The sequence below is a fragment of the Streptomyces sp. NPDC056480 genome, from assembly GCF_042795405.1.
Lineage (GTDB): Bacteria > Actinomycetota > Actinomycetes > Streptomycetales > Streptomycetaceae > Streptomyces.
This window is the reverse complement of record NZ_JBHTSA010000022.1, coordinates 12,496-35,422: the sequence shown is the minus strand read 5'-3', so window position 1 is coordinate 35,422 and position 22,927 is coordinate 12,496. Positions and strand designations below refer to the sequence as shown.

The window sequence follows — 22,927 nt, the reverse complement described above, 5'->3', positions numbered from 1 at the left end:
AGAGGAACCAGCCATGACCGTGTACGCGTACGTCGACGGCCCCCTGGGCGAGATGCTGCTTGTCGGACAGCTCACCGAAGGGGGCCGTGCCGTGCTGCGCTCGCTGTCCCTGCCGGGGCAGAAGGGCGCCGTCGAGGTCGAGGACGGCTGGACCCCGGCCCCCGAGGCCTTCGCCGAGGCCGCCGGGCAGCTCGGCGAGTACTTCGCCGGCCGGCGCGACCGGTTCGACCTGCCCCTCGACAACGACGCCGGGACCGAGTTCCAGCGCCGCGTCTGGCGGGCCCTTGAGGAGATCCCGTACGGCACGACCGTCTCGTACGGGGAGATCGCCCGTCGGGTCGGTTCCCCGGGCGCCGGTGTACGGGCCGTGGGGACCGCGATCGGGCGCAATCCGCTGCTCGTGGTGCGGCCCTGCCACCGGGTGATCGGAGCCGACGGCGGTCTGCGCGGGTACGCCGCGGGGCTCGACCGCAAGGAGCGGCTCCTCGGCCTCGAGGGAGTCCCGGTGTGACCGAGGGGCTGTTCCCCCGCGAGCGGGCCACGATCGCGCCCGGCGCGGTGCACGTGCCCGCGTGGCTCCCGCTCGCGCGGCAGCGGGAGTTGGTGGACGTCTGCCGGGAGTGGGGGCGGGGCCCCGTGCCGTACCGGCAGACCGTGCTGCCCGGTGGCGGGGTCATGTCGGTGCGGTCACTGTGCCTGGGCCGCCAGTGGGTGCCGTACCGCTACCTCGACACCGTCGGGGTTCCGGTGCCCGACTGGCTCGTGAGGCTGGGCCGGGAGGCGCTGGTCGAGGCGTACGGGGACGACGGCGGGTTCACTCCCGACACCGCGCTCGTGAACTTCTACGCGCCGGGGGCGCGGATGGGCATGCACCAGGACCGCGAGGAGCGTTCGAGCGCGCCGGTGGTGTCGCTGAGCCTCGGGGACCGGTGCGTGTTCCGCTTCGGCAACGAGGAGACCCGGGGACGTCCGTACCAGGACGTCGAGCTGGCCTCCGGCGATCTGTTCGTCTTCGGCGGGGCTTCGCGGTGGGTCCACCACGGGGTGCCCACGGTCCGGCCGGGCACGGCCGATCCCGCACTCGGGCTTGCCGGACGCCTCAACATCACCCTCAGGGAGACGGGGCTCTAGGACGACGGGGCGCCGAGCTCGCGCGAGCCCGGTCCGATCGGCGGGACACCCCCTAGGCTGCGGCGCATGAGTGCTGAGCTGCGCCGGTCCCTCGGTGTCTTCGACGCGGTCGTCATCGGGCTCGGCGCCATGGTCGGGGCCGGGATCTTCGTCGCCCTCGGGCCCGCCGCGGGGGCCGCCGGGTCCGGGGGCGGGCTGCTCCTCGCGCTCGGGATCGCCGCCGTCGTCGCGTACTGCAATGCCATGGCCTCGGCACGGCTCGCGGCCCGGTACCCCAGTTCGGGTGGCACCTATGTGTACGGTCGCGAATGCCTCGGATCCTTCTGGGGGTACCTCGCCGGCTGGGCGTTCGTGGTCGGCAAGACGGCCTCCTGCGCGGCCATGGCGCTGACCGTGGGCGCATACGTGTGGCCGGAGCACGCGCACGCGGTGGCCGTGGCCGCCGTGGTGGCCCTGACAGCCGTCAACTACGGGGGAGTTCAGAAGTCGGCGCTGATCACACGGGTGATCGTGGGGCTCGTTCTCGCGGTCCTCGCCGCGGTCGTCGCGGTCGGCCTGGGGGCCGGCGGGACGACCCCGCTCTCCCTCGGCGCGGAACTCACCGCCGGCGGGGTCCTCCAGGCCGCGGGTTTGCTCTTCTTCGCATTCGCGGGGTACGCGCGCATCGCCACGCTCGGCGAGGAGGTCCGCGACCCGGCCCGGACGATCCCCCGGGCCGTGCCCCTCGCCCTCGGCATCGCGCTCGCCGTCTACGCGCTCGTCGCGGTCGGCGTGCTCACCGTCCTCGGCCCCGAGGCACTCGCCGACTCCCCCGCACCCCTGACCGACACCGCCCGGGCGGCGGGCGCCGCATGGCTGGTGCCCGTGGTCGCGGTGGGCGCGGCCGTCGCGGCCCTCGGCTCGCTGCTCTCGCTGATCCTCGGGGTGTCCCGTACGACCCTCGCGATGGCCAGGGACGCCTATCTGCCGACCGCGCTCGCGGCCGTCCACCCCCGCTTCCAGGTACCGCACCGGGCCGAGCTCGCGGTGGGCGCCGTGGTCGCCGTCGTCGCGGCCACGGCGGACCTGCGGGGCGCGATCGGCTTCTCGTCCTTCGGGGTGCTCGTCTACTACGGCATCGCGAACGCCTCCGCCTGGACCCTGGGACCCGCGCGCCGGCCGCTCGCCGCGCTCGGGCTCGCCGGGTGCGCGGCGCTCGCCTTCGCGCTGCCGCTCGGCGCCGTCCTCGCCGGGTCAGGGGTGGTCGCCGCGGGCGTCGTGGCGTGGGCGATCAGTCGAGGACGAGCCGTACCCCCGCCTTCCTGAGGCCGTCGGTCAGCTCCTGGAAGGTCGCGGGACGGCGTCCGAGCCACGGCTGGACGCCCAGGGAGGCGCGGGCCACATCGGCCCGGTGCCAGACGAGCGTGACGCCCGCCCACTCCTCCCCGAACCCGCCGGCCTGCTCCCCGAACCCGCCGGCCTCCACACCGGGCCCCCGGCCGGGGCCGTACACGGCCTCCCCGAGGGCGCACAGGAAGGACGTCTCGTCGACGACGTCCGTCCCGTCGAGCTCGTACGTGCCCCCCGGGCTGATCTCCGGGGCGCCGTGCGGCCGGCGGGCGGCCTGTCGCAGCCACTCGCCGCGCGCCGCGCCGGTGAACCGCCGCCAGGTGCCGGGCTCGGCGGGCCTGCCGCCGAAGAACAGCTCCCAGACCTCGCGGGTCTGCGGCGGCACCAGCCGCGCGCGGGGGAAGGCCACGGTCAGGTCGACCAGACCGCGGTGGTCGGCGGAGGCGTCCCAGCCGGTGATGCGGCCCGCCTCGCCGCCGTGGTCCAGATCCCCCACCCAGGCCAGGACGCGGTAGTCGACCGTCCCGAACTCCTCCGCCCCGGCGGCGAGCGCGTCCCGCAGCGCCCCGCGCGGAGAGCAGCCGAGGAAGGTGACCTCGGTGTGGGTGACCTCCGGCGGCGGCTCGGGCGAGATCCGTATCAGGTTGGCGCAGCGGGCCGGGTGCGGGCCGTGGGCCCGTCGGCGCGGGGCGCCCGTCGTCTCGACGGTCACGGCGTCCCCGCGCGCGCCGAGGACGCGGACGCCTTCGAGGCGCCACAGGCCGTCGGGCACCTCCACGTCCAGCGTGCCGAGCGGCGCCGTGCCCTCCACGAGCGCCTCGGTGACGGCCCTGGCCAGCTCCCCGCGCGGCTCGCAGCCGCGGAGCTCGTAGCGCACGGGCGGCACCGGCACGGGCTCCCCGTACAGGCCGTCGACGTCCTTGCAGAGGGCGACGGCGTACGAGCCGGAGAGGAGCGCGTAGCGGGGGTTCTGCACTCAGTGGCCCGCGTAGCCGTAGGCCTGGTCGGTGGGGACGATCTCCTTGCCGAGCGGCAGCAGCGACACCGGGATCATCTTGAAGTTCGCGATCCCGAGCGGGATGCCGATGATCGTGATGCAGAGGGCGATGCCGGTGGTGATGTGGCCGAGGGCGAGCCACCAGCCGGCCAGGATCAGCCACAGGACGTTGCCCACGCAGGAGGGCGCGCCCGCGTCGCGGCGGTCCACGACCGTGTGCCCGAAGGGCCACAGCGCGTACATCCCGATACGGAACGCGGCGAGGCCGAAGGGGATGCCGATGATCGTGATGCAGAGCAGGACGCCCGCGAGCATGTAGCCCAGGAACATCCAGAATCCGCAGAGGATCAGCCAGATGATGTTGAGGATCGTCTTCACGGGCGTCGACCTGCCATCTGTTCGAGCCGGGCGATCCGCTCGGCCATCGGCGGGTGGGTGGAGAACATCTTGGACACTCCCTTTCCGGGCCCGAACGGGTTCGCGATCATCATGTGGCTCGCGGTCTCGATCCGGGGCTCGGCGGGCAGCGGCAGCTGCTTGGTGCCGGCGTCCAGCTTCCGCAGCGCGCTGGCCAGGGCGAGCGGGTCGCCGGTGAGCTGGGCTCCGGAGGCGTCGGCCTCGTACTCCCGGGAGCGGGAGATGGCGAGCTGGATGATCGAGGCGGCGATCGGGCCGAGGATGAGGATCAGGAGGTAGCCGAGGATGCCCGGTCCGTCGTCGTCGCTGGAGCGGCCGACCGGGATCAGCCACGCGAAGTTGACCAGGAACATGATCACGGAGGCGAGCGCTCCGGCGACCGAGGAGATGAGGATGTCCCGGTTGTAGACATGGCTCAGCTCGTGACCGATGACCCCGCGCAGCTCGCGCTCGTCGAGGATCGCGAGGATGCCCTCGGTGCAGCAGACCGCCGCGTTCCGCGGGTTGCGGCCGGTCGCGAAGGCGTTCGGCGCCTGGGTCGGTGAGATGTAGAGCCGCGGCATGGGCTGACGCGCCTGCGTGGAGAGGTCCCGCACCATCCGGTAGAGCGCGGGGGCCTCGAACTCGCTGACCGGCCGGGCCCGCATGGCCCGCAGCGCCAGCTTGTCGCTGTTCCAGTACGCGTACGCGTTGGTGCCGAGCGCCACGAACAGCGCGACGATCAGTCCCGTACGGCCGAAGAAGCTGCCGATGACGATGATGAGGGCGGAGAGCCCTCCGAGAAGTACGGCGGTCCTCAGCCCGTTGTGCCGGCGGTGCACGGTACGCCCTCCAAGTGGTGCGGCAGGGGAACCCTTTGCTTCGTGGTCTTATCCACTCGTCCAGTGGACCCTTCCGTACTGGTCAACGCCAGGCGGGAGGTTCGGGTTCCCCCGGCCGCACCGGGGGCGCCGGGGGCGGGGTGTGGGCCGTTCGGGTGATCAGCGGGCGGCGGGGATCTTCTCCTCGAAGAGGAGGGTGGGCTCGACCTCGCTGGTGCAGTGGGCGCAGCGGGAGGCGATGGCCGGGATCTCCGTGTAGCAGCGGGGGCAGTCGCGCTTCTCGGACTTCGGGTCGGCCGCCTCCTCCTTCGCGAACCGCTCCTGGACCTTCGCCAGCGGGGCGACGATCAGGAAGTACAGGACCGCGGCGGTGATGACGAAGGCGATGGCGGCGGAGATGGCGAGGCCGTAGGGGAAGACGGTCTTGCCGACGTGGAACTGTGCGTCGTTGAAGTTGCCGACGGAGCCGGTCGCGAGACCGATGAGCGGGGTGATGAAGGCCTTGCTGAAGCCGGTGACGACCGCCGTGAACGCCGTTCCGACGGCCAGACCGATGGCCATCGAGATGACGTTCCCGCGAAGTATGAAGTCCTTGAATCCGTTCAGCACGGTGTTTCCCGCTCCTGGTGTCTCGTCGTGTGGGGGGTCAGAACAGGCTGTCCGTCGCGAAGCGGAGCGCGATCTGCGGGTAGCCCGACAGGACGACTCCGGCGGCGGCGGTCAGCACGATCGCCAGGGTGATCGGCACGGGGACCGTGTGGGGGACGGAGGTCCCGGCGGCCGGCGGCCGTACCGCGCCCTCCGGCGTACGGAACAGCAGTGCCGTCCAGCGGAGGTAGTAGTACAGCCCGATCACGACGTTGACGCCCATGATCACGGCCAGCCAGCCGAGGCCCGCGTCGACGGCCGCCGAGAAGACGGTCACCTTGGCGAAGAGGCCGATGATACCCGGGGGCAAACCGGCCAGATTCAGGAGGAAGAAGGCGAGCGCGAGGGCGGCGGCCGGGCTCGTCGCGTACAGGCCCCGGTAGTCCGCGATCCGGTTCTCGGGGTGCCGGCGGGCGACGAGCGCGACGACCGCGAAAGCGCCGAGGTTCACCACGGCGTACATCAGGGCGTACGCGACGGTGGCGCCGATCTGGTCGTCACTGGAGTACGCGGCGGCCGCGATCGGCACGAGCAGGTAGCCGGCCTGGGCGACGGAGGACCAGGCGAGCAGCCGGACCGCGCTCCACGCGCGCGTGGACAGCTGCCGAAGGGCGGCGACGTTGCCGACGGTCATGGTCAGCGCCGCGAGGGCGGCGAGCGCCGGGCCCCACACATCGGCGTACGAGGGGAAGGCGACGACCGTCACCAGGATGAGCCCGGTGAAGCCGACGGCCTTGCCGACCACCGACAGGTAGGCGGCGACGGGCAGCGGGGCGCCGACGTACGTGTCCGGCACCCAGAAGTGGAAGGGGACGGCGGCCGTCTTGAAGGCGAACCCGACGAGGGTGAGGGCCACGCCCGCCTCGGCGAGCGTCTGGAGCTGACCGGGGACGTCGTCGAGGGACTGGGCGAGCTCCGTGAGGTGCAGGGTGCCCGTCGCCGCGTACACGAAGCTGACGCCGAGCAGGGTGACGGCGGTCGCGGTCACGGAGGACAGGAAGAACTTGAGCGCCGCCTCGCCGGACATGCGGTCGCCGCGCTTGAGGCCGACGAGCGCGAAGGCGGGCAGCGAGGCCACCTCGAGGGCGACGACCAGGGTCGCGAGGTCCCGGGAGGCGGGCAGCAGGGCGGCCCCGGCGGCCGAGGAGAGCAGCAGGAACCAGTACTCGCCGGCCGGGAGCCTCTCGCGGGTCTCGGTGACGGAGAGCAGCGCCGTCAGGAGCGCGCCGCCGAGCACGAGCAGCTGGATGACCAGGGTGAAGTGGTCGGCGGTGTAGCTGCACGCGTCGATCCGGGTGTCCGCGGTGAGGCAGAAGGTGGAGCGGTCGCCGGCCCGCAGCGGGACGAGGAGGGCGAGGGCGGCGACGAGTCCGGCGATCGCCGTCCAGCCGAGGATGCGCTTGCGCTCCTCGGGGACGAACAGGTCGGCGACGAGCACGACGAGGGCGACCACGGCCGTGAGGGTGGGGGGCGCGATCGTGAGCCAGTCGACGGACTGGACGAGCGACTCGCCGGCGAACGCCGTCGGTGGGGTCATCGGGTGCCTCCGGCGAGGAGCTTCTGGACGGCCGGGTCGGTGAGGCCGAGGAGGACCGCGGGCCAGAGGCCGGCGAGGACGGTGAGGGCGACGAGCGGGGTCCAGGCGGCGAACTCGTACCCCTGGACGTCGGCGATCGGCGTCTCCCCTGCGGGGCGGGGGCCGCCCATGCAGACGCGGCGGACGACGAGCAGGAGGTACGCGGCGGTGAGGAGGGTGCCGAAGGCGCCGATCGCCATGAAGGTGAGGAAGGCGGGGCGGCTGAGGCCCTCGGCGGGCTCGAAGGCGCCGAACAGGGCCAGCATCTCGCCCCAGAAGCCGGCCAGGCCGGGCAGGCCGAGGGAGGCGACGGCGGCGAAGGCGAGGAGGGCGCCGAGGCGCGGGGCGCGGCCGTAGAGGGCGGCGCCAGTGGCTCCGGCGAGGGTGTCGAGGTCGGCGGTGCCGTACCGGTCCTTGACCGCGCCGACCAGGAAGAAGAGCAGGCCGGTGACGAGGCCGTGGGCGACGTTGGCGAAGAGGGCGCCGTTGACCCCGGTGGGGGTCATGGTGGCGATGCCGAGGAGTACGAAGCCCATGTGGCCGACGGAGGAGTACGCGATGAGGCGCTTGAGGTCGCCCTTGTTGCCGGGCCGTACGAGGGCGAGGCAGGCGAGCGATCCGTAGATGATCCCGGCGACGGCGAAGGCGGCGAGGTAGGGGGCGAAGATCCGCATGCCGTCGGGGGCGATCGGCAGGAGGATCCGGACGAAGCCGTACGTGCCCATCTTGAGCAGGACGCCGGCGAGGAGGACCGAGCCGACCGTCGGGGCGGCGGTGTGGGCGTCCGGGAGCCAGCTGTGCAGCGGCCACATCGGGGTCTTCACGGCGAGCCCGATGCCGATCGCGAGAACGGCGATGACCTGCACGGACGTGGTCAGTCCGCGGCCGTTGTCAGTGGCCAGTGCCACCATGTCGAACGTGCCCGCCTTCACGCCGATGAGGAGCAGGCCGAGCAGCATGACGACGGAGCCGAGCAGCGTGTAGAGGATGAACTTCCAGGCCGCGGCCTGCTTGCCCTCGCCGCCCCAGCGGGCGATGAGGAAGTACATCGGGATGAGGACCATCTCGAAGGCCAGGAAGAACAGGACCAGGTCGAGGACGGCGAAGGTGGCGAGGGTGCCGGACTCCAGGACGAGGAGCAGCGCGACGAAGCCCTTGGGGGAAGGGCCGCCGGGCATCTTGAAGTAGGAGTACAGCGCGCAGAGGAAGCTCAGGAGCGCGGTCAGGACCAGAAGGGGGAGTGAGATGCCGTCGACACCGAGGTGGATCCGCACGTCGAGTGCCTGGATCCAGCTGATGTCCGTCGTGGCCTGCATCCTCGACGGCTGGTCGTGGTCGAAGCCGAGCGCGAGGACGATCGCGGCCAGCAGGATCACACCGGTGACGGTGACGCCGTGGCGGAGCACGGCCTGGTCGGGCGACTTCCCCTTCAGCCCCGGCGGGGCCGGGAGCAGGGCGGCGGCCGCGCCGAGGAGCGGTCCGGCGACGATCAACGCCAGAAGGAACTGCATCACGGATTCGCTGATATCGATCACGGCTCACGCTCCGACGGCGTTGGCGAGGGCGACGGCGACGATCGCCAGGACGACGGAGCCGGCGAGCAGGGCGCTGAGGTAGGTCTGCACGTTGCCGGTCTGGGCGCGGCGGACGAGCCAGCCGAGCCCCTTGGCGGAGGTGCCCGCGGCGCGGACGTAGGTGTCGACGACCTCGCGGTCCAGGAAGCGGACCAGGGAGGCGGCGGCGAGGACGGGGCGGACGAACGCCGTCCGGTAGACGGCGTCCAGGTGGAAGCCGTCGGCGGCGGGACCGTGCAGCGGGCCGAGGAGGGCGCGGCCGGGGTCGGCCGGGTCCTCGGCGGGGTGCGGCAGGTGCAGCGCCTCGGCCTCGACGAGACCGGCGTCGGCGTCCGGGTGGGCCACGTGCGGGACGGGCGCCTGGGCGGCGGCCGTCACCGGGGTCCTGGCGGCGAGGGTGCGCCACACCGCGTACGTGATCACGGCGCCGGCGGCGGCGAGTCCGGTGCCGAGGACGGCCGTCGTGACGGTCGGGGTGAGCGCGTTCCCGTCGAACCAGTCGTCGAGGTACGTGACCGTCAGCCCGAAGCCCAGGGAGGGGATCGCGAGGACCCACAGGACGGACGTCATGGCGATCGGCTGGCGACCGTGGTGAGGGGCTTCGGCGCCCCGGCCGCGGAAGGTCCGCAGCCAGAGGCGGAGCGCGTAGGCGGCGGTGAGGAAGGCGGTCAGCAGCCCGGCGACGAGGACGGTCCAGCCGGCCCCGGCGGGGGCGACGGTCCGCTCGCCGAGCGCGGTGTGCTCGGCGGCCACCAGGACGGCCTCCTTGGAGAAGAAGCCGGCGAAGGGCGGGATCGCGGCGAGCGCCAGCAGGGCGACGGTCATCGTCCAGTACGCGTCCGGGATGCGCTTCGCGAGGCCGCTCATGCGGGACATGGCGGTCAGCGAGTTCGTACCGGCGGCGTGGATGACGGTGCCGGCGGCGAGGAACAGCAGGGCCTTGAAGGCACCGTGCGAGAGGAGGTGGAAGACGGCGGACCCGCGGTCGCCGACGGCCAGGGCACCGGCCATGTAGCCGAGCTGTCCGATCGTCGAGTAGGCGAGGACCCGCTTGATGTCGTCCTGGGCGAGCGCGGCAAGCGCCGAGCCGACCATCGTGATCGCGGCCATCACGGCGAGCACCGTCATCGCGGCGGCCGAGGCGGCGAAGACGGGCAGCAGCCGGGCCGTGAAGTAGATGCCGGCGGCGACCATGGTCGCCGCGTGGATGAGCGCGGAGACGGGGGTGGGGCCGGCCATGGCGTCCGGGAGCCAGGTGTGCAGCGGGAACTGGGCCGACTTGCCCGCCACACCGGCCAGCAGCAGCAGCGCGACCACGGTGGGGTGGTCGAGCTCGCCGCGCGCGACGGCGCCGAGGACGCCCGTGATCCGGAACGTGCCCGCGTCGGTGGCGAGCGCGAAGAGACCGATGAGGAAGGGGACGTCGCCGAGCTTGGTGACGAGGAAGGCCTTCAGGGAGGCGGCCCGCGCCTCGGGGGTCTCCCAGTAGTGGCCGACGAGGAAGTACGAGCAGATGCCCATGATCTCCCAGCCGACCAGGAGCACCATCAGGTCGCCCGAGTAGACGACGAGCAGCATCGCGGAGGTGAAGAGGGAGACGAGCGCGGCGTACGAGGGGTAGCGCGGGTCCTCGCGGAGGTAGCCGGTCGAGTAGATCTGCACACAGGTCGCGACGACGCCGACGAGGACGGCGACGAGGGCGGCGAAGCCGTCGATGTACAGGGCCAGGTCGATGGGGACCGAGCCGGTGGGGGTGAGCTGGGTCGCGGCGTCGATCGCCTTCCCGCCGCCCTGCCGTACGGCGACGACCACGGCCAGGACTGCGGCGGCGACGGTGGGCAGCACCGCGAGCGGGCGGACGTAGCCGGGGGCGGTGCGGCCGAGGAGGAGTCCGGCGACGGAGCCGAGGAAGGGGAGGAGGGGGACCAGGACGGCGAGGGTCGTGGTGGTCACGCGGTGGCCTCGGCCTTCTCGCCGGTGGGCGTGTCGTCGGTGGTCGTGCCGTCCTCGGCCGCGGAGTCCTCGGCCGCGGAGTCCCAGGGCTGCGGCGGTTCCGCCGTGTCACGGAGCCGGTCGATGTCCGAGGTGCCCTTGTTGCGGTGGACCATCAGGACGATCGCGAGACCGATGCCGATCTCCGCGGCGGCGATGGCGATGGTGAAGAGGGTGAGGGCCTGACCGGCGTGCAGGGTGTCGCGGAGCCAGACGTCGAAGGCGACCAGGTTGAGGTTGACGGCGTTGAGCATCAGCTCGACGGACATCAGGACCAGGATCGCGTTGCGGCGGGCGAGGACGCCGTACACGCCGATGGCGAAGAGGAGGGCGGCGAGGACGGCCGGGTAGGCGAGGTGCATCAGCGCTGCTCCTCCTTCTTCCTGCGGGAGAGCACGATGGCGCCGACCAGGGCGGCGAGGAGCAGCACGGACAGCGCCTCGAACGGCAGCACCCAGTGCCGGAAGAGGATCTCGCCGGTCACCGCGGTGGAGCCCTGCACGGCTCCGTCGAGGTCGATCCAGGTCGTACGGAACGCGTCGACGACCACCCAGACGAGCGCGCCCGCGGCGGCGAGCGCGACGGCCGCTGCGACCGGTTTGTTGCGGGAGTCGGCGTCCGGCGAGTGGCCGATGGGGGCCTTGGTGAGCATGAGCCCGAAGAGAAGGAGGACGACCACGGAACCGACGTAGATCAGGACCTGGACCCAGGCGATGAACTCGGCCGTCAGGAGCAGGTACTCGACGGCGAGACCACCGAGCGCCACGACCAGCCAGAGCGCGGCATGGACGAGCTGGCGGGTGGTGACCGTGACGAGGGCGGCGCCGAGGGTGACGAGGCCGACCAGGAGGAAGGCGATCTCGACGCCGGTGGGCGAGAGGAAGCCGTGGGTCTGCTGGTTCAGCACGGGCTGCTGGGCGGCCTGCTGAACGGCCTGCTGGGCGACGCTGTGAGCGGCGCTGTGAGCGGCGGCGAGGATCACGACTGCTCCCCCTCGGCCTGGGCTGCTGCCTCGGCCTCCGCTGCGGCGGCGGATGCGGCTGCCGCGACGGCTGCCGCCTTCTCGGCCGCCTTGCGGGCGGCCGCGATCTCCTTCGGCTCCTCCGCGCGCGGGTCGAGCGCGGGCGGTTCGGGAACCGTCCACATCCACTCGCGGAGCTTGTCGCGCTCATGGGTCAGCTCGTGGATGTCGGTCTCCGCGTACTCGAACTCGGGCGACCAGAACAGCGCGTCGAACGGACACACCTCGATGCAGATGCCGCAGTACATGCAGAGGGAGAAGTCGATGGCGAAGCGGTCGAGGACGTTCCGGCTGCGCTCGCGGCCACCGGGGGCGGCCGCAGGCACCGTCTCCTTGTGGGAGTCGATGTAGATGCACCAGTCGGGGCACTCACGGGCGCACAGCATGCAGACCGTGCAGTTCTCCTCGAACAGCCCGATGACCCCGCGGGTGCGGGGCGGCAGCTCGGGCTGGACGTCCGGGTACTGCGCGGTGACGGTCTTCTTCGTCATCGTGCGGAGAGTGACGGCGAGGCCCTTGGCGAGGCCCGAGCCGGGGATCGGAGACATTACTGGATCGCCACCTTCACGACGCCGGTGAGCGCGATCTGCGCGAGCGCGAGCGGGACGAGGGTCGTCCAGGCGAGCTTCTGGAGCTGGTCCTCGCGCAGGCGCGGGTAACTGACCCGCAGCCAGATCACGACGAACGCGAGGACGGCGGTCTTGAGCAGGGTCCACACCCAGCCGAGACCGTCACCGCCGAACGGGCCGTGCCAGCCGCCGAGGAACAGGACGGTGGTGAGGCCGCACAGGACGACGATGCCGGCGTACTCGGCGAGCAGGAACAGCGCGAAACGGAGACCGGTGTACTCGGTGTACGCGCCGAAGATGATCTCCGAGTCGGCGACGGGCATGTCGAACGGGGGCCGCTGGAGCTCGGCGAGACCCGCCACGAAGAACACGAGGGCCCCGACGATCTGCCAGGGCAGCCACCACCACTCGAAGGCGTTGAGGATGCCCGGCAGCGAGACGGTGCCCGCGGCCATCGCGACGGAGGCGGCGGCGAGGAGCATGGGGAGCTCGTACGCGAGGAGCTGGGCGGCGGTACGGAGCCCGCCGAGCAGCGAGAACTTGTTCGCGGACGCCCAGCCGGCCATCAGACTGCCGAGGACCCCGACACCCATCACGGCCAGCACGAAGAAGATGCCGGCGTCGACGACCTGCCCGACGGCGCCCTCGCTCGGACCGATCGGGATCGCGACGAGAACGAGGAGGTACGGGAGGAGGGCGACGGCCGGCGCGAGCTGGAAGACCCGCCGGTCGGCGTCCTTGGGGACGACGTCCTCCTTCTGCGCGAACTTCACCCCGTCGGCGACGAGCTGCGCCCAGCCGTGGAAACCACCGGCGTACATGGGACCGAGGCGGCCCTGCATGTGGGCCATGACCTTGTGCTCGGTCTGGCCGACGACGAGCGGCAGGACGAGGAAGACGGCGAAGACGACGAGAAGCCGGAGGGCGACGTCGAGTACGTCGTTCACGCGGGATCGCCTCCGGCGGGGGTGGTGGGGGTGCTCGGGCCTGTGGGGTCGGGAGGGCCTGTGGGGCTGGTGGGGCTGGTGGGGCTGGTGGGGTCAGGAGTGCCGGTGGGGCCGGGAGGGCCGGTGGGGCCGGTGGAGCTGGGAGGGCCGGTGGGGCCGTCCTTGGGCGGGGCGCCGGACTCGGGCTCGGGGGTGGCCTCGGGCTCGGGGGCCGCCTCGGGCTCGGGGGCCGGCTCCTCCGGGGTCTCCGGCTTGGGCGCGGGCTCAGGCCGCGCGGCCTCGGGCGTGGGCGCGGCCTCCGGCGCAGGCGCGGTCTCCGGCTTGGTGGCCTCCTCCGCCGGGGGCGGCGGAGGGGTCGGCTCCTCGTCGAAGGCCGGGCGGGCGTGGTGCCAGGGAGCGTCCGAGCTGCGGGTGCGCGGGGGCGCGGCCTCCGCGCGTGGCGCGGGGCCGTCAGGGGTCGCCTGGCTCGCCGAACCGTCCGCAGCCGAACGGGACCGGCGCGGCGGACGCGCCGCAGGCGGGGTCTCCGCCGACGGGTCGGGGGTGAGCGCCGACGGGTCAGGAGTGGGCGCCGACGGGGCGGAGGTCGGCGGCGCCTGGCTCGCCGAGCCCTCCGATACCGAGCGCGTGCGGCGCGGCGGGCGGGTGGTGTCCGGGGCTTCCGGCTGGGTCGCCGAGCCCTCCGTCACCGAGCGGGCCCTGCGGACCGGGCGGTCGCCTGCCGCCGCCCGGGCCGGACGCGCCGGGGCCGGGGGCAGCTGGCCCTTCAGGGGGCCCCATTCGTTGGGGTCCGGGACGCCCGGGGGAAGCATCTGGCGGCGCTTCGGGCCGCCGTCGTGCGACTCGCCCGGCTCCTTCGCGCCCGGCCACGCCTTCGCGACCCGGGCCGCGAGGACGAAGTCCTTGCGCAGCGGGTGGCCCTCGAAGTTCTCCGGGAGGAGCAGCGGCACGAGGTGCGGGTGGCCCGTGAAGTCCACGCCGAACATCTCGTGGGTCTCGCGCTCGTGCCAGCCCGCGCCCGCGTACACACCGATCGCCGTGGGCAGGACGGGAGCGCTGTGCGGGACCGTCGTCCGGAGCAGGAGGCGGCGCGGACGCCCCTCCCCGACCACGGCGACGTGCGCGCAGACCCGGAAGCCCGTGCCCGGCTCGTCGACCGCGCTCAGCCAGTCGAAGTAGGTGCACCCGAGCGTGTCCCGGGCCGTTTCGAGCGCCGTGATCCACGAGGCCGGCGGGACGTCGACGGTCAGCAGGTCGTACGCCTGCTCCGCCGTCGCCTCCTCGCCGAAGACCTCCGTCACGGAGTCGGGGAGGGAGTCGTACGCCGTCGTCATGCCTCGGCTCCCGGTCGCTCCACGGACGGGCTCTCGGCCGACGGGCGCTCGGCCGACGGGCGCTCCACCAGCGGGCTCGTCAGCTGCGCGACCGACGCGCCGCCCGTGGTCCCGTACCGCTCGGCCAGGCTCTCCCGCGCGATCTTCTCCTGGAGTTTGAGGATGCCCTGGAGCAGCGCCTCGGGGCGCGGCGGGCACCCCGGCACGTACACGTCGACCGGGATGATCTGGTCGACGCCCTTGGTCACCGAGTACGAGTCCCAGTAGGGACCGCCGCAGTTGGAGCAGGCGCCGAAGGAGATGACGTACTTCGGCTCCGGCATCTGCTCGTACAGTCGCTTCACCGCCGGCGCCATCTTGTCCGTCACCGTGCCCGAGACGATCATCAGATCGGCCTGGCGCGGGCCCGGCGCGAAGGGGATCACGCCGAGCCGGATGAAGTCGTGCCGGGCCATCGACGCGGCGATGAACTCGATCGCGCAGCACGCGAGCCCGAAGTTGAAGACCCAGAGGCTGTAGCGGCGGCCCCAGTTCAGGACCACCTTCATCGGCTCGGGGGCCAGGCGGGCCAGCGGGCCCAGCTTCGGAGCGGGCAGGGGTGTGGGCAGGGGTGTTACGTCCATGCCAGGACGCCCTTCTTGTACGCGTAGAGCAGCCCCACGGCCAGGAAGCCGAGGAAGACGAACATCTCGACCAGGGTCGTGGCGCCGTAGCCGGGCGCGGCGAAGACCGTCGCCCAGGGGAAGAGGAAGATCGAGTCGACGGCGAAGATGACGTAGAGGAAGGCGTACACGTAGTAGCGGACCTGGGTGTGCGCCCAGCCCTCCCCCACGGGGTCGACACCGCACTCGTACGTGAGGAGCTTCTCGGGCGTCGGCACGACAGGCCTCAGCAGTCGGCCCGCGCCGAACGCCACGGCGACGAAGAGCACTCCGACGACGGCGAGCAGCCCGACGACGGAGTACGTCTGGAAGTAGTCCGCCGCGCCCGTCGCGTCGGCTGCGACAACGGTCGGTTCCCGCACGTCCGTCCGCCCCTCGGTCTCGGTGTCTCATGAGTCACTTCTGTACGCACGCGAGTCTAGGCCCTGCTAAAGGGACCGTAAGCAGTCGCGTGAGCACGGTCCTCGCGCAGTGCTCACGCAGTGCTCACGCAGTGCTCGCGCAGTGCTCGTACGGGGCCGGAGGGGGCCGGGTGGGGATATCCCCCCTGCCGCTCACCCACCTCCCCCATGGCGTCGCACGGTCCTCAACCGGCAGGCTGGAGAGCATGACCGCCGATCTTGATCCCGCCGCGTCCTCCGGGGCCGCCGTCGCCACGCCCCCGCGTCCACGTCCGCCCAAGCGCACCGCCTACGGGAAGGAGACCTGGAAGGAGCTCGTCTTCCTCCTCTCCAACCTCTTCACCGCGCTGGCCGGTTTCGTCTACGCGGTCGTGAGCGTGCTCCTCGGCGTCGGGCTGTCCGTCACCGTCATCGGGCTCCCGCTGCTCGCCCTCGGGCTCGGCGGCGCGCGCCTCATCGGCCGGTCGGAGCGGGCGCGGGCCCGGGCGCTGCTCGGGATCGAGATCGCCGAACCGTCCCCGTTGCCGTCGCGCGGCGGCTTCTTCGGCTGGCTGTGGAGCACGTTGAAGGACCCGGTGGCCTGGCGGACGCAGCTGTACGGGCTGATCCGGCTGCCCTGGGGGATCGTGACGTTCACGATCGCCCTGGTCTCCCTCATCGTCCTCTGGCCCGTACTGCCCTTCCTGTCCCGGGGCATGGCGAGCGCCGACCGGGGCATGGTCCGGGGTCTCCTCTCCCCCTCCGACGAACTGGAGCGGCGGATCGCCGAGCTGGAGTCGGACCGGGGTGTCGTCGTCGACACCGCGGCGGCGGACCTGCGGCGCATCGAGCGGGACCTGCACGACGGGGCGCAGGCGCGGCTCGTGGCGCTCGCGATGGGGCTCGGCCTCGCGAAGGAGAAGCTCCTCGACGATCCCGAGACGGCCGCGGCGATGGTCGACGAGGCGCACGGCGAGGTGAAGCTCGCGCTCCAGGAGCTGCGGGACCTCGCCCGGGGCATCCATCCGGCCGTCCTCACCGACCGCGGGCTGAGCGCCGCGCTGTCTTCGGTGTCGGCGCGCTGCACGGTGCCGGTGAAGGTGACCGTGGACCTGTCGGAGCGGCCGGCGGAGGCGATCGAGGGCATCGCGTACTTCACGGTGTCGGAGCTGCTCCAGAACGTCTCGAAGCACGCGCGGGCGCGATCGGCGTCGGTGGAGGTGTGGCGGGCGAAGGACCGGCTGCTGCTCCAGGTGCGCGACGACGGGGCAGGTGGCGCCCGCTTCGACGGCGGCACGGGTCTCGCGGGCCTCGCGGAACGGCTCGGGGCGGTGGACGGCCTGCTCGTCCTGGACTCGCCGGAGGGCGGCCCGACGACGGTGACGGCGGAACTGCCGTGGCGTTCGCGGCCGGGGGTGTGACGCCGGCCGGGTGCGCGGCCCGACGGGGGAGCGAACGACGTTCGCTCCCCCGTCGGCCTTTCGGCCGTCGGCCGGCGACGTCGACCCGTCGGCCTTCGGCCTGTCCTTCGGCCTGTCGACCGTCAGCCGGCGACATCGGCCTGTCGGTCGTGGGCGGCGGCGGTATCGGCCTTTCGGCCGACGGTCGGCGGCGTCCGCCTTTCGGTCCTCGGCAAGGCGGCGCGTGGGCCGGGCGGGCCTGGCGCCGAACCCCCTCCCGTACCCCCGGGGTAGGGAAAACCCCCGCCCCCAGACGCCCACCCGCCTCATGGTCCCGGGAGGCCCGGCACGGAACCCTGGGATACGTACCGCCCGCCCCCTCCCTGAGCAGAGAAGGACCCCAGCGATGGCATCCCACCTCCCCGCCGCGATCCGCGCGCCGTTCGAGGGCCGCACGTGGCGTGCGCTGCTCTACGTGCTGATCGGGCTGCCGCTGAGCGTCTGCTGGTTCGCGCTCTCCATCGCCTTCGTCTCGGCCGGCGCCGGGCTGCTCATCACCTTCCTCGGCGTGCCGATCCTCGCCGGTGCCCTCGCCATGTGCCGGGGCTTCGGCGTCGTCGAGCGGGCCCGGGCGCGTGCCCTGCTCGATGTCGACGTGCGCGCGCCCGAACCGGTGCGGGGCCGGACCGGCGGGGCCTTCTCCTGGATGGGTGCCATGTTGAAGAGCGGGGCCTCCTGGCGGCACCTGCTGTACGCGGTCGTGCACATGCCGTGGGCGGTCTTCTCGTTCTCCGTGACCGTGGCCTTCTGGGCCTGGGGCTGGAGCCTCTTCACGTATCCGCTGTGGCAGTGGGTCTTCCCGGCGTACGTCGGGCAGGACGGCATTCAGCTGTACGGCGACGGGACCCACAGCCTCTACCTCGACTCCCCCTTCGAGATCGCCGTCACCAGCCTCGTCGGGCTGCTCTTCGTGATGGTCGGCCCCTGGCTCCTGCGCGGCTTCGTCGCCGTCGACCGCTTCCTCGTCTCCGGGCTCCTCGGGCCCTCCCGGCTGGCCTCCCGTGTCACCGAGCTGGAGTCGGACCGGGGTGTCGTGGTCGACACCGCGGCGGCGGACCTGCGGCGCATCGAACGCGATCTGCACGACGGGGCGCAGGCCCGGCTCGCCGCGCTCGCCATGGATCTCGGCCTCGCGAAGGAGAAGCTCGCGGAGGATCCGCAGGCTGCGGCGGTGCTCGTCGACGAGGCGCACGGCGAGGTGAAGCTCGCGCTGCAGGAGCTGCGGGACCTCGCCCGGGGCATCCATCCGGCGGTCCTCACCGACCGGGGTCTGGACGCTGCGCTGTCCGCGGTGGCCTCGCGGTGCGCGGTCCCGGTGTCGGTGGACGTCGACCTGCCGGCCCGGCCGGTGGCGGCGATCGAGGGCATCGCGTACTTCACCGTGTCGGAGCTGCTGCGGAACGTCACGGCGCATGCGCGGGCGCGGCGGGCCTGGGTGGATGTGTGGCGCACGGGCGGCCGGCTGATGCTTCAGGTGCGGGACGACGGGGTGGGCGGGGCGCACGTCGTGACCGGGCGGAGTCTGTCCTCGCTCACGGAGCGGGTGGGGGCGGTGGACGGAGTCCTCGCGGTGGATTCGCCGGAGGGCGGACCCACGACGGTGACGGTGGAGCTGCCCTGGCGGGCGTGACCGGGCGCGACCGGGCGGGACCGGCGCGACCCGTGTGACCCGTGTGACCAGCAGGACCGGCGGACCGGGCGGTACCGGGCGCCACCCGCGTGACCAGCAGAACCAGCAGAACCACCAGAACCAGCGCGACCGCGCGCGACCGGGCCCGCAGGCCACCAGCAGGACCGGCTGTGACCAGGCGTGACCCCGCGACGGGGCGGCGCCCCGAGGCCCGAGCGCCCGGGGCCGCCGCCCCTTCCCCGCCCCCGTGGGCGCCCGCACGCCGTGCGGGCCCGGGTGCGGCCGGAGGTCCGGCGGTGGGCACTCCTCCCGGGAATGAGCACAACGCGAGGCGACCCTGCGATGCTGGCCGAGTCGTAGGAAGTACTCGGGCAAGAAGGCATGGGGGCTGTGGGGCGTGGCTGTGGATCAAGGGGTCGGGCGCGTGCGGGTGGTCATCGCGGAGGATTCCGTGTTGCTGCGGGAGGGACTGACCCGGCTTCTCACCGATCTCGGGCATGACGTGGTCGCCGGGGTGGGGGACGGTGAGGCGCTCGTCGAGACCGTTGCCGGGCTCGCCGCGCAGGGCGCGTTGCCGGACGTCGTCGTCGCCGATGTGCGGATGCCGCCGACGCACACGGACGAGGGGGTGCGCGCGGCCGTGCGGCTGCGCAAGGAGCACCCGGGACTCGGTGTGCTCGTGCTGTCGCAGTACGTGGAGGAGCAGTACGCCACCGAACTCCTGGCCGGTTCCAGCCGCGGTGTCGGCTATCTGCTGAAGGACCGGGTCGCCGAGGTCCGGGAGTTCGTGGACGCCGTGGTGCGGGTCGCCGGCGGCGGTACGGCGCTGGACCCCGAGGTCGTGCAGCAGCTGCTGGGCCGGAGCCGTCAGCAGGACGTGCTGGCGAACCTCACGCCGCGCGAGCGGGAGGTCCTCGGCCTGATGGCGGAGGGGCGGACGAACTCGGCGATCGCCAAGGCCCTGGTCGTGAGCGACGGCGCGGTGGAGAAGCACATCAGCAACATCTTCCTGAAGCTGGGACTCTCACCGAGTGACGGCGATCACCGACGGGTACTGGCGGTGTTGACGTATCTGAAATCCTGATCATCTGACACCCTGTCAGATGGCGGGAAAGCCGCCCTCCGGAGAGTCACCACCCGCGTGACCCCCCGGGCGGCGGCCGGTTGAAGGCCCTCAGGGGCCCTAGGTCCAAAGAATGAGGCGGAATCCGGCTTTCCGGAACACTCCGGGTGGCGACAGAACGTGACAATTCAGGGCAAGAGGGCATCTCAAAAAGAGGTCCATGATGCGAGAAGTCCAGGGAAGGCCCTCCTTACCGTCGTAGGGTGGGCCTCGGGACGGACGGTGATCGGCCGACCGCATCCCGAGCCTTCTCCCGCCTCCGGCGGAGAGTCCCCTTGCCGCGAGGGAGGTCCAGTTCAGTGACCAGCCAGGTCAGTAGCGAGGCCGGTGAGGCATTGCTCGGGGAGCAGCGCAGCGCCCCGGCGAAGCCGCACCACGGCACCGAGAAGGAAGTGCGCCGGCTCGACCGGGTGATCATCCGCTTCGCGGGTGACTCCGGTGACGGCATGCAGCTGACAGGTGACCGCTTCACCTCGGAGACGGCGTCCTTCGGGAACGACCTCTCCACGCTGCCGAACTTCCCGGCCGAGATCCGGGCACCCGCCGGAACCCTGCCGGGCGTCTCGTCCTTCCAGCTGCACTTCGCCGACCACGACATCCTGACCCCGGGCGACGCCCCGAACGTGCTGGTCGCGATGAACCCGGCCGCCCTCAAGGCCAACATCGGGGACGTGCCGCGCGGTGGCGAGATCATCGTCAACACCGACGAATTCGCCAAGCGCGCCATGGCCAAGGTCGGCTACGCGACCTCGCCGCTCGAAGACGGCTCGCTGGACGGCTACCGGGTCCACCCGGTGCCGCTGACCACGCTGACCGTCGAGGCGCTCAAGGAGTTCGGCCTGTCCCGGAAGGAGGCCGAGCGCTCCAAGAACATGTTCGCGCTCGGACTGCTCTCCTGGATGTACCACCGGCCGACCGAGGGCACCGAGACCTTCCTGCGGCAGAAGTTCGCGAAGAAGCCGCAGATCGCCGAGGCCAACGTCGCCGCCTTCCGGGCCGGCTGGAACTTCGGCGAGACCACCGAGGACTTCGCCGTCTCGTACGAGGTCGCCCCCGCGACCCGGGCCTTCCCCACCGGCACGTACCGGAACATCTCGGGGAACCTGGCCCTCTCGTACGGCCTGGTCGCCGCCTCGCGCCAGGCGGACCTGCCGCTGTACCTGGGCTCGTACCCCATCACCCCGGCCTCGGACATCCTCCACGAGCTCAGCAAGCACAAGAACTTCGGCGTCCGCACCTTCCAGGCCGAGGACGAGATCGCCGGCATCGGCGCCGCCCTCGGGGCGGCGTTCGGCGGCGCGCTCGGCGTGACGACCACGTCCGGCCCCGGCGTGGCGCTCAAGTCGGAGACGATCGGCCTCGCGGTCTCCCTGGAGCTGCCGCTGCTGATCGTCGACATCCAGCGCGGCGGCCCGTCCACCGGTCTGCCCACCAAGACCGAGCAGGCCGACCTGCTCCAGGCGATGTATGGCCGCAACGGCGAGGCGCCGGTCCCGATCGTCGCCCCGAAGACGCCCGCCGACTGCTTCGACGCGGCGATCGAGGCGGCCCGGATCGCCCTCACGTACCGCACGCCGGTCTTCCTGCTCTCCGACGGCTACCTCGCCAACGGCTCCGAGCCCTGGCGCATCCCGGACGTCGACGAACTCCCGGACCTGCGGACGCGGTTCGCCACCGGCCCGAACCACGAGCTGGCCGACGGCACCGAGGTGTTCTGGCCGTACAAGCGCGATCCGGAGACCCTGGCCCGCCCGTGGGCCGTGCCCGGCACCCCCGGCCTCGAACACCGCATCGGCGGCATCGAGAAGCAGGACGGCACCGGAAACATCTCGTACGACCCCGCCAACCACGAGTTCATGGTCCGCACCCGGCAGGCCAAGGTCGACGGCATCGACGTCCCCGACATCGAGGTCGACGACCCGGACGGCGCACGGACCCTGGTCCTCGGCTGGGGCTCCACCTACGGGCCGATCACGGCGGCGGTCCGCCGCATCCGCCGGGAGAACGGCCACATCGCCCAGGCCCATCTGCGGCACCTCAACCCCTTCCCGAAGAACCTCGGCGAGGTCCTGAAGCGGTACGAGAGGGTCGTCGTGCCCGAGATGAACCTCGGCCAGCTCGCCACCCTCGTCCGGGCGAGGTACCTCGTCGACGCCCGCAGCCACACCCAGGTCAACGGCATGCCGTTCAAGGCCGAGCAGCTCGCCGCCGCTCTCAAGGAGGCCATCGATGAGTGAGTCCCTCCTCCACCTGGTCCCCAGGGCCGAGGCGCAGCAGTCCATGAAGGACTTCAAGTCCGACCAGGAGGTGCGGTGGTGCCCCGGCTGCGGTGATTACGCCGTCCTGGCCGCCGTCCAGGGCTTCATGCCGGAGCTGGGCCTGGCGAAGGAGAACATCGTCTTCGTCTCCGGCATCGGCTGCTCCTCCCGCTTCCCGTACTACATGAACACCTACGGGATGCACTCGATCCACGGCCGCGCCCCGGCCATCGCCACCGGCCTCGCCACCTCCCGCCGCGACCTGTCCGTCTGGGTCGTCACGGGCGACGGCGACGCGCTGTCCATCGGCGGCAACCACCTCATCCACGCCCTCCGGCGCAACGTCAACCTCAAGATCCTCCTGTTCAACAACCGGATCTACGGGCTGACCAAGGGCCAGTACAGCCCCACCTCCGAGATCGGCAAGATCACCAAGTCGACGCCGATGGGCTCCCTCGACTCCCCCTTCAACCCGGTGTCGCTCGCCCTCGGCGCGGAGGCCTCCTTCGTGGCCCGCACGGTCGACTCCGACCGCAAGCACCTCACCGAGGTGCTGCGGCAGGCCGCCGACCACAACGGCACGGCGCTCGTCGAGATCTACCAGAACTGCAACATCTTCAACGACGGCGCCTTCGAGGTCCTCAAGGACAACGACCAGGCCAAGGAGGCGGTCATCCGCCTCGAACACGGGCAGCCGATCCGCTTCGGCGCCGAGAACGAGAAGGGCGTCGTCCGCGACCCGGCCACCGGCGACCTCCAGGTCGTCACGGTCACCCCCTCGAACGAATCGCGGATCCTGATCCACGACGCCCACGCGGCCACCCCCACCACGGCCTTCGCCCTCTCCCGCCTGGCGGACCCGGACACCCTCCACCAGACCCCCATCGGGGTGTTCCGGTCGGTGGAACGCCCGGTGTACGACACCCTGATGGCGGACCAGCTGGAGACGGCCCTGGAACGGCACGGCAAGGGCGACCTGGGCCGGCTGCTGACGGGGAACGACACCTGGACGGTCGTCGGCTAGACCGGTTCTGAGGGGCCCGGTCCGCACCTGCGGA

The 22,927-nt window shown here is 72.2% G+C and carries 23 protein-coding genes; 9 read left to right on the top strand and 14 right to left on the bottom strand.

Translation table 11 applies throughout. From position 1 onward, the window contains the following. The first annotated feature begins 13 nt into the window (after positions 1-13). The 3 genes from ACFQ79_RS12710 to ACFQ79_RS12700 all read left to right on the top strand — a co-directional run bounded on the left by ACFQ79_RS12710 (position 14) and on the right by ACFQ79_RS12700 (position 2,436). The gene (locus tag ACFQ79_RS12710) at positions 14-511 is read left to right on the top strand and encodes a methylated-DNA--[protein]-cysteine S-methyltransferase (protein WP_383582120.1); all 498 of its coding nucleotides are present in this window, start codon (positions 14-16) and stop codon (positions 509-511) included. Next, positions 508-1,131, top strand: coding sequence for an alpha-ketoglutarate-dependent dioxygenase AlkB family protein (locus ACFQ79_RS12705; RefSeq protein WP_383582117.1), 624 nt, complete (start codon positions 508-510; stop codon positions 1,129-1,131). Before ACFQ79_RS12710 ends, ACFQ79_RS12705 begins: the two co-directional genes overlap by 4 nt. A gap of 66 nt (positions 1,132-1,197) precedes the next feature. Beyond that, on the top strand, positions 1,198-2,436 hold the full coding sequence (locus ACFQ79_RS12700; protein WP_383582114.1) for an APC family permease: 1,239 nt from the start codon (positions 1,198-1,200) through the stop codon (positions 2,434-2,436). On the opposite strand, the gene ACFQ79_RS12695 is transcribed toward ACFQ79_RS12700, so the two are convergent. The 14 genes from ACFQ79_RS12695 to ACFQ79_RS12630 form a co-directional block, all read right to left on the bottom strand. Next, on the bottom strand, positions 2,402-3,436 hold the full coding sequence (locus ACFQ79_RS12695) for a hypothetical protein (RefSeq protein ID WP_383582112.1): 1,035 nt from the start codon (positions 3,434-3,436) through the stop codon (positions 2,402-2,404). The genes ACFQ79_RS12700 and ACFQ79_RS12695 overlap by 35 nt on opposite strands. Beyond that, complete coding sequence (locus tag ACFQ79_RS12690; protein WP_383582109.1) at positions 3,437-3,835, bottom strand: YccF domain-containing protein; 399 nt, start codon at positions 3,833-3,835, stop codon at positions 3,437-3,439. After that, positions 3,832-4,695, bottom strand: a complete 864-nt coding sequence (htpX, locus tag ACFQ79_RS12685; protein ID WP_383582107.1) for a zinc metalloprotease HtpX — start codon at positions 4,693-4,695, stop codon at positions 3,832-3,834. Before htpX ends, ACFQ79_RS12690 begins: the two co-directional genes overlap by 4 nt. A 159-nt stretch (positions 4,696-4,854) precedes the next feature. Beyond that, on the bottom strand, positions 4,855-5,304 hold the full coding sequence (gene mscL / locus ACFQ79_RS12680; RefSeq protein WP_383582104.1) for a large conductance mechanosensitive channel protein MscL: 450 nt from the start codon (positions 5,302-5,304) through the stop codon (positions 4,855-4,857). Between the two features lie 37 nt (positions 5,305-5,341). Continuing rightward, entirely contained in the window at positions 5,342-6,880 is a 1,539-nt protein-coding gene (locus ACFQ79_RS12675; RefSeq protein ID WP_383582102.1) for an NADH-quinone oxidoreductase subunit N, read from the bottom strand. Further along, a complete protein-coding gene (locus ACFQ79_RS12670) occupies positions 6,877-8,430 on the bottom strand; it encodes a NuoM family protein (RefSeq protein ID WP_383582207.1) in 1,554 nt (517 codons plus the stop codon). The genes ACFQ79_RS12675 and ACFQ79_RS12670 overlap by 4 nt, the downstream gene beginning before the upstream one ends. Positions 8,431-8,457: 27 nt before the next feature. After that, complete coding sequence (locus tag ACFQ79_RS12665; protein ID WP_383582099.1) at positions 8,458-10,446, bottom strand: NADH-quinone oxidoreductase subunit L; 1,989 nt, start codon at positions 10,444-10,446, stop codon at positions 8,458-8,460. Next, complete coding sequence (nuoK, locus tag ACFQ79_RS12660; RefSeq protein WP_383582096.1) at positions 10,443-10,847, bottom strand: NADH-quinone oxidoreductase subunit NuoK; 405 nt, start codon at positions 10,845-10,847, stop codon at positions 10,443-10,445. The genes ACFQ79_RS12665 and nuoK overlap by 4 nt, the downstream gene beginning before the upstream one ends. Then, positions 10,847-11,392 (bottom strand): NADH-quinone oxidoreductase subunit J, encoded by a 546-nt coding sequence (locus ACFQ79_RS12655; RefSeq protein ID WP_231077022.1) that lies wholly within the window; start codon positions 11,390-11,392, stop codon positions 10,847-10,849. The genes nuoK and ACFQ79_RS12655 overlap by 1 nt, the downstream gene beginning before the upstream one ends. Before the next feature lie 71 nt (positions 11,393-11,463). Continuing rightward, positions 11,464-12,054, bottom strand: a complete 591-nt coding sequence (locus tag ACFQ79_RS12650; protein WP_383582093.1) for a NuoI/complex I 23 kDa subunit family protein — start codon at positions 12,052-12,054, stop codon at positions 11,464-11,466. After that, the gene (locus ACFQ79_RS12645) at positions 12,054-13,022 is read right to left on the bottom strand and encodes an NADH-quinone oxidoreductase subunit H (RefSeq protein ID WP_383582091.1); all 969 of its coding nucleotides are present in this window, start codon (positions 13,020-13,022) and stop codon (positions 12,054-12,056) included. Before ACFQ79_RS12645 ends, ACFQ79_RS12650 begins: the two co-directional genes overlap by 1 nt. Then, positions 13,019-14,356, bottom strand: a complete 1,338-nt coding sequence (locus ACFQ79_RS12640; protein ID WP_383582088.1) for an NADH-quinone oxidoreductase subunit C — start codon at positions 14,354-14,356, stop codon at positions 13,019-13,021. The genes ACFQ79_RS12645 and ACFQ79_RS12640 overlap by 4 nt, the downstream gene beginning before the upstream one ends. After that, complete coding sequence (locus ACFQ79_RS12635; protein ID WP_383582085.1) at positions 14,353-14,979, bottom strand: NADH-quinone oxidoreductase subunit B; 627 nt, start codon at positions 14,977-14,979, stop codon at positions 14,353-14,355. The genes ACFQ79_RS12640 and ACFQ79_RS12635 overlap by 4 nt, the downstream gene beginning before the upstream one ends. Next, the gene (locus ACFQ79_RS12630; RefSeq protein WP_209496319.1) at positions 14,970-15,380 is read right to left on the bottom strand and encodes an NADH-quinone oxidoreductase subunit A; all 411 of its coding nucleotides are present in this window, start codon (positions 15,378-15,380) and stop codon (positions 14,970-14,972) included. The genes ACFQ79_RS12635 and ACFQ79_RS12630 overlap by 10 nt, the downstream gene beginning before the upstream one ends. Before the next feature lie 245 nt (positions 15,381-15,625). On the opposite strand from ACFQ79_RS12630, the gene ACFQ79_RS12625 reads away from it, so the two are divergent. The 6 genes from ACFQ79_RS12625 (at position 15,626) to ACFQ79_RS12600 (ending at position 22,893) form a co-directional block, all read left to right on the top strand. After that, positions 15,626-16,819 (top strand): sensor histidine kinase, encoded by a 1,194-nt coding sequence (locus tag ACFQ79_RS12625; protein ID WP_383582082.1) that lies wholly within the window; start codon positions 15,626-15,628, stop codon positions 16,817-16,819. Positions 16,820-17,204: 385 nt separating this feature from the next. Beyond that, a complete protein-coding gene (locus ACFQ79_RS12620) occupies positions 17,205-18,488 on the top strand; it encodes a sensor histidine kinase (protein WP_383582079.1) in 1,284 nt (427 codons plus the stop codon). A gap of 43 nt (positions 18,489-18,531) precedes the next feature. Next, the gene (locus tag ACFQ79_RS12615; protein WP_383582076.1) at positions 18,532-18,672 is read left to right on the top strand and encodes a hypothetical protein; all 141 of its coding nucleotides are present in this window, start codon (positions 18,532-18,534) and stop codon (positions 18,670-18,672) included. A 240-nt stretch (positions 18,673-18,912) separates the two neighbouring features. Continuing rightward, a complete protein-coding gene (locus ACFQ79_RS12610) occupies positions 18,913-19,572 on the top strand; it encodes a response regulator transcription factor (protein WP_030318780.1) in 660 nt (219 codons plus the stop codon). 338 nt (positions 19,573-19,910) lie between these two features. Continuing rightward, a complete protein-coding gene (locus ACFQ79_RS12605) occupies positions 19,911-21,848 on the top strand; it encodes a 2-oxoacid:acceptor oxidoreductase subunit alpha (RefSeq protein WP_383582073.1) in 1,938 nt (645 codons plus the stop codon). Further along, on the top strand, positions 21,841-22,893 hold the full coding sequence (locus ACFQ79_RS12600) for a 2-oxoacid:ferredoxin oxidoreductase subunit beta (RefSeq protein ID WP_383582071.1): 1,053 nt from the start codon (positions 21,841-21,843) through the stop codon (positions 22,891-22,893). The genes ACFQ79_RS12605 and ACFQ79_RS12600 overlap by 8 nt, the downstream gene beginning before the upstream one ends. The last annotated feature ends 34 nt before the right edge of the window (positions 22,894-22,927 follow it).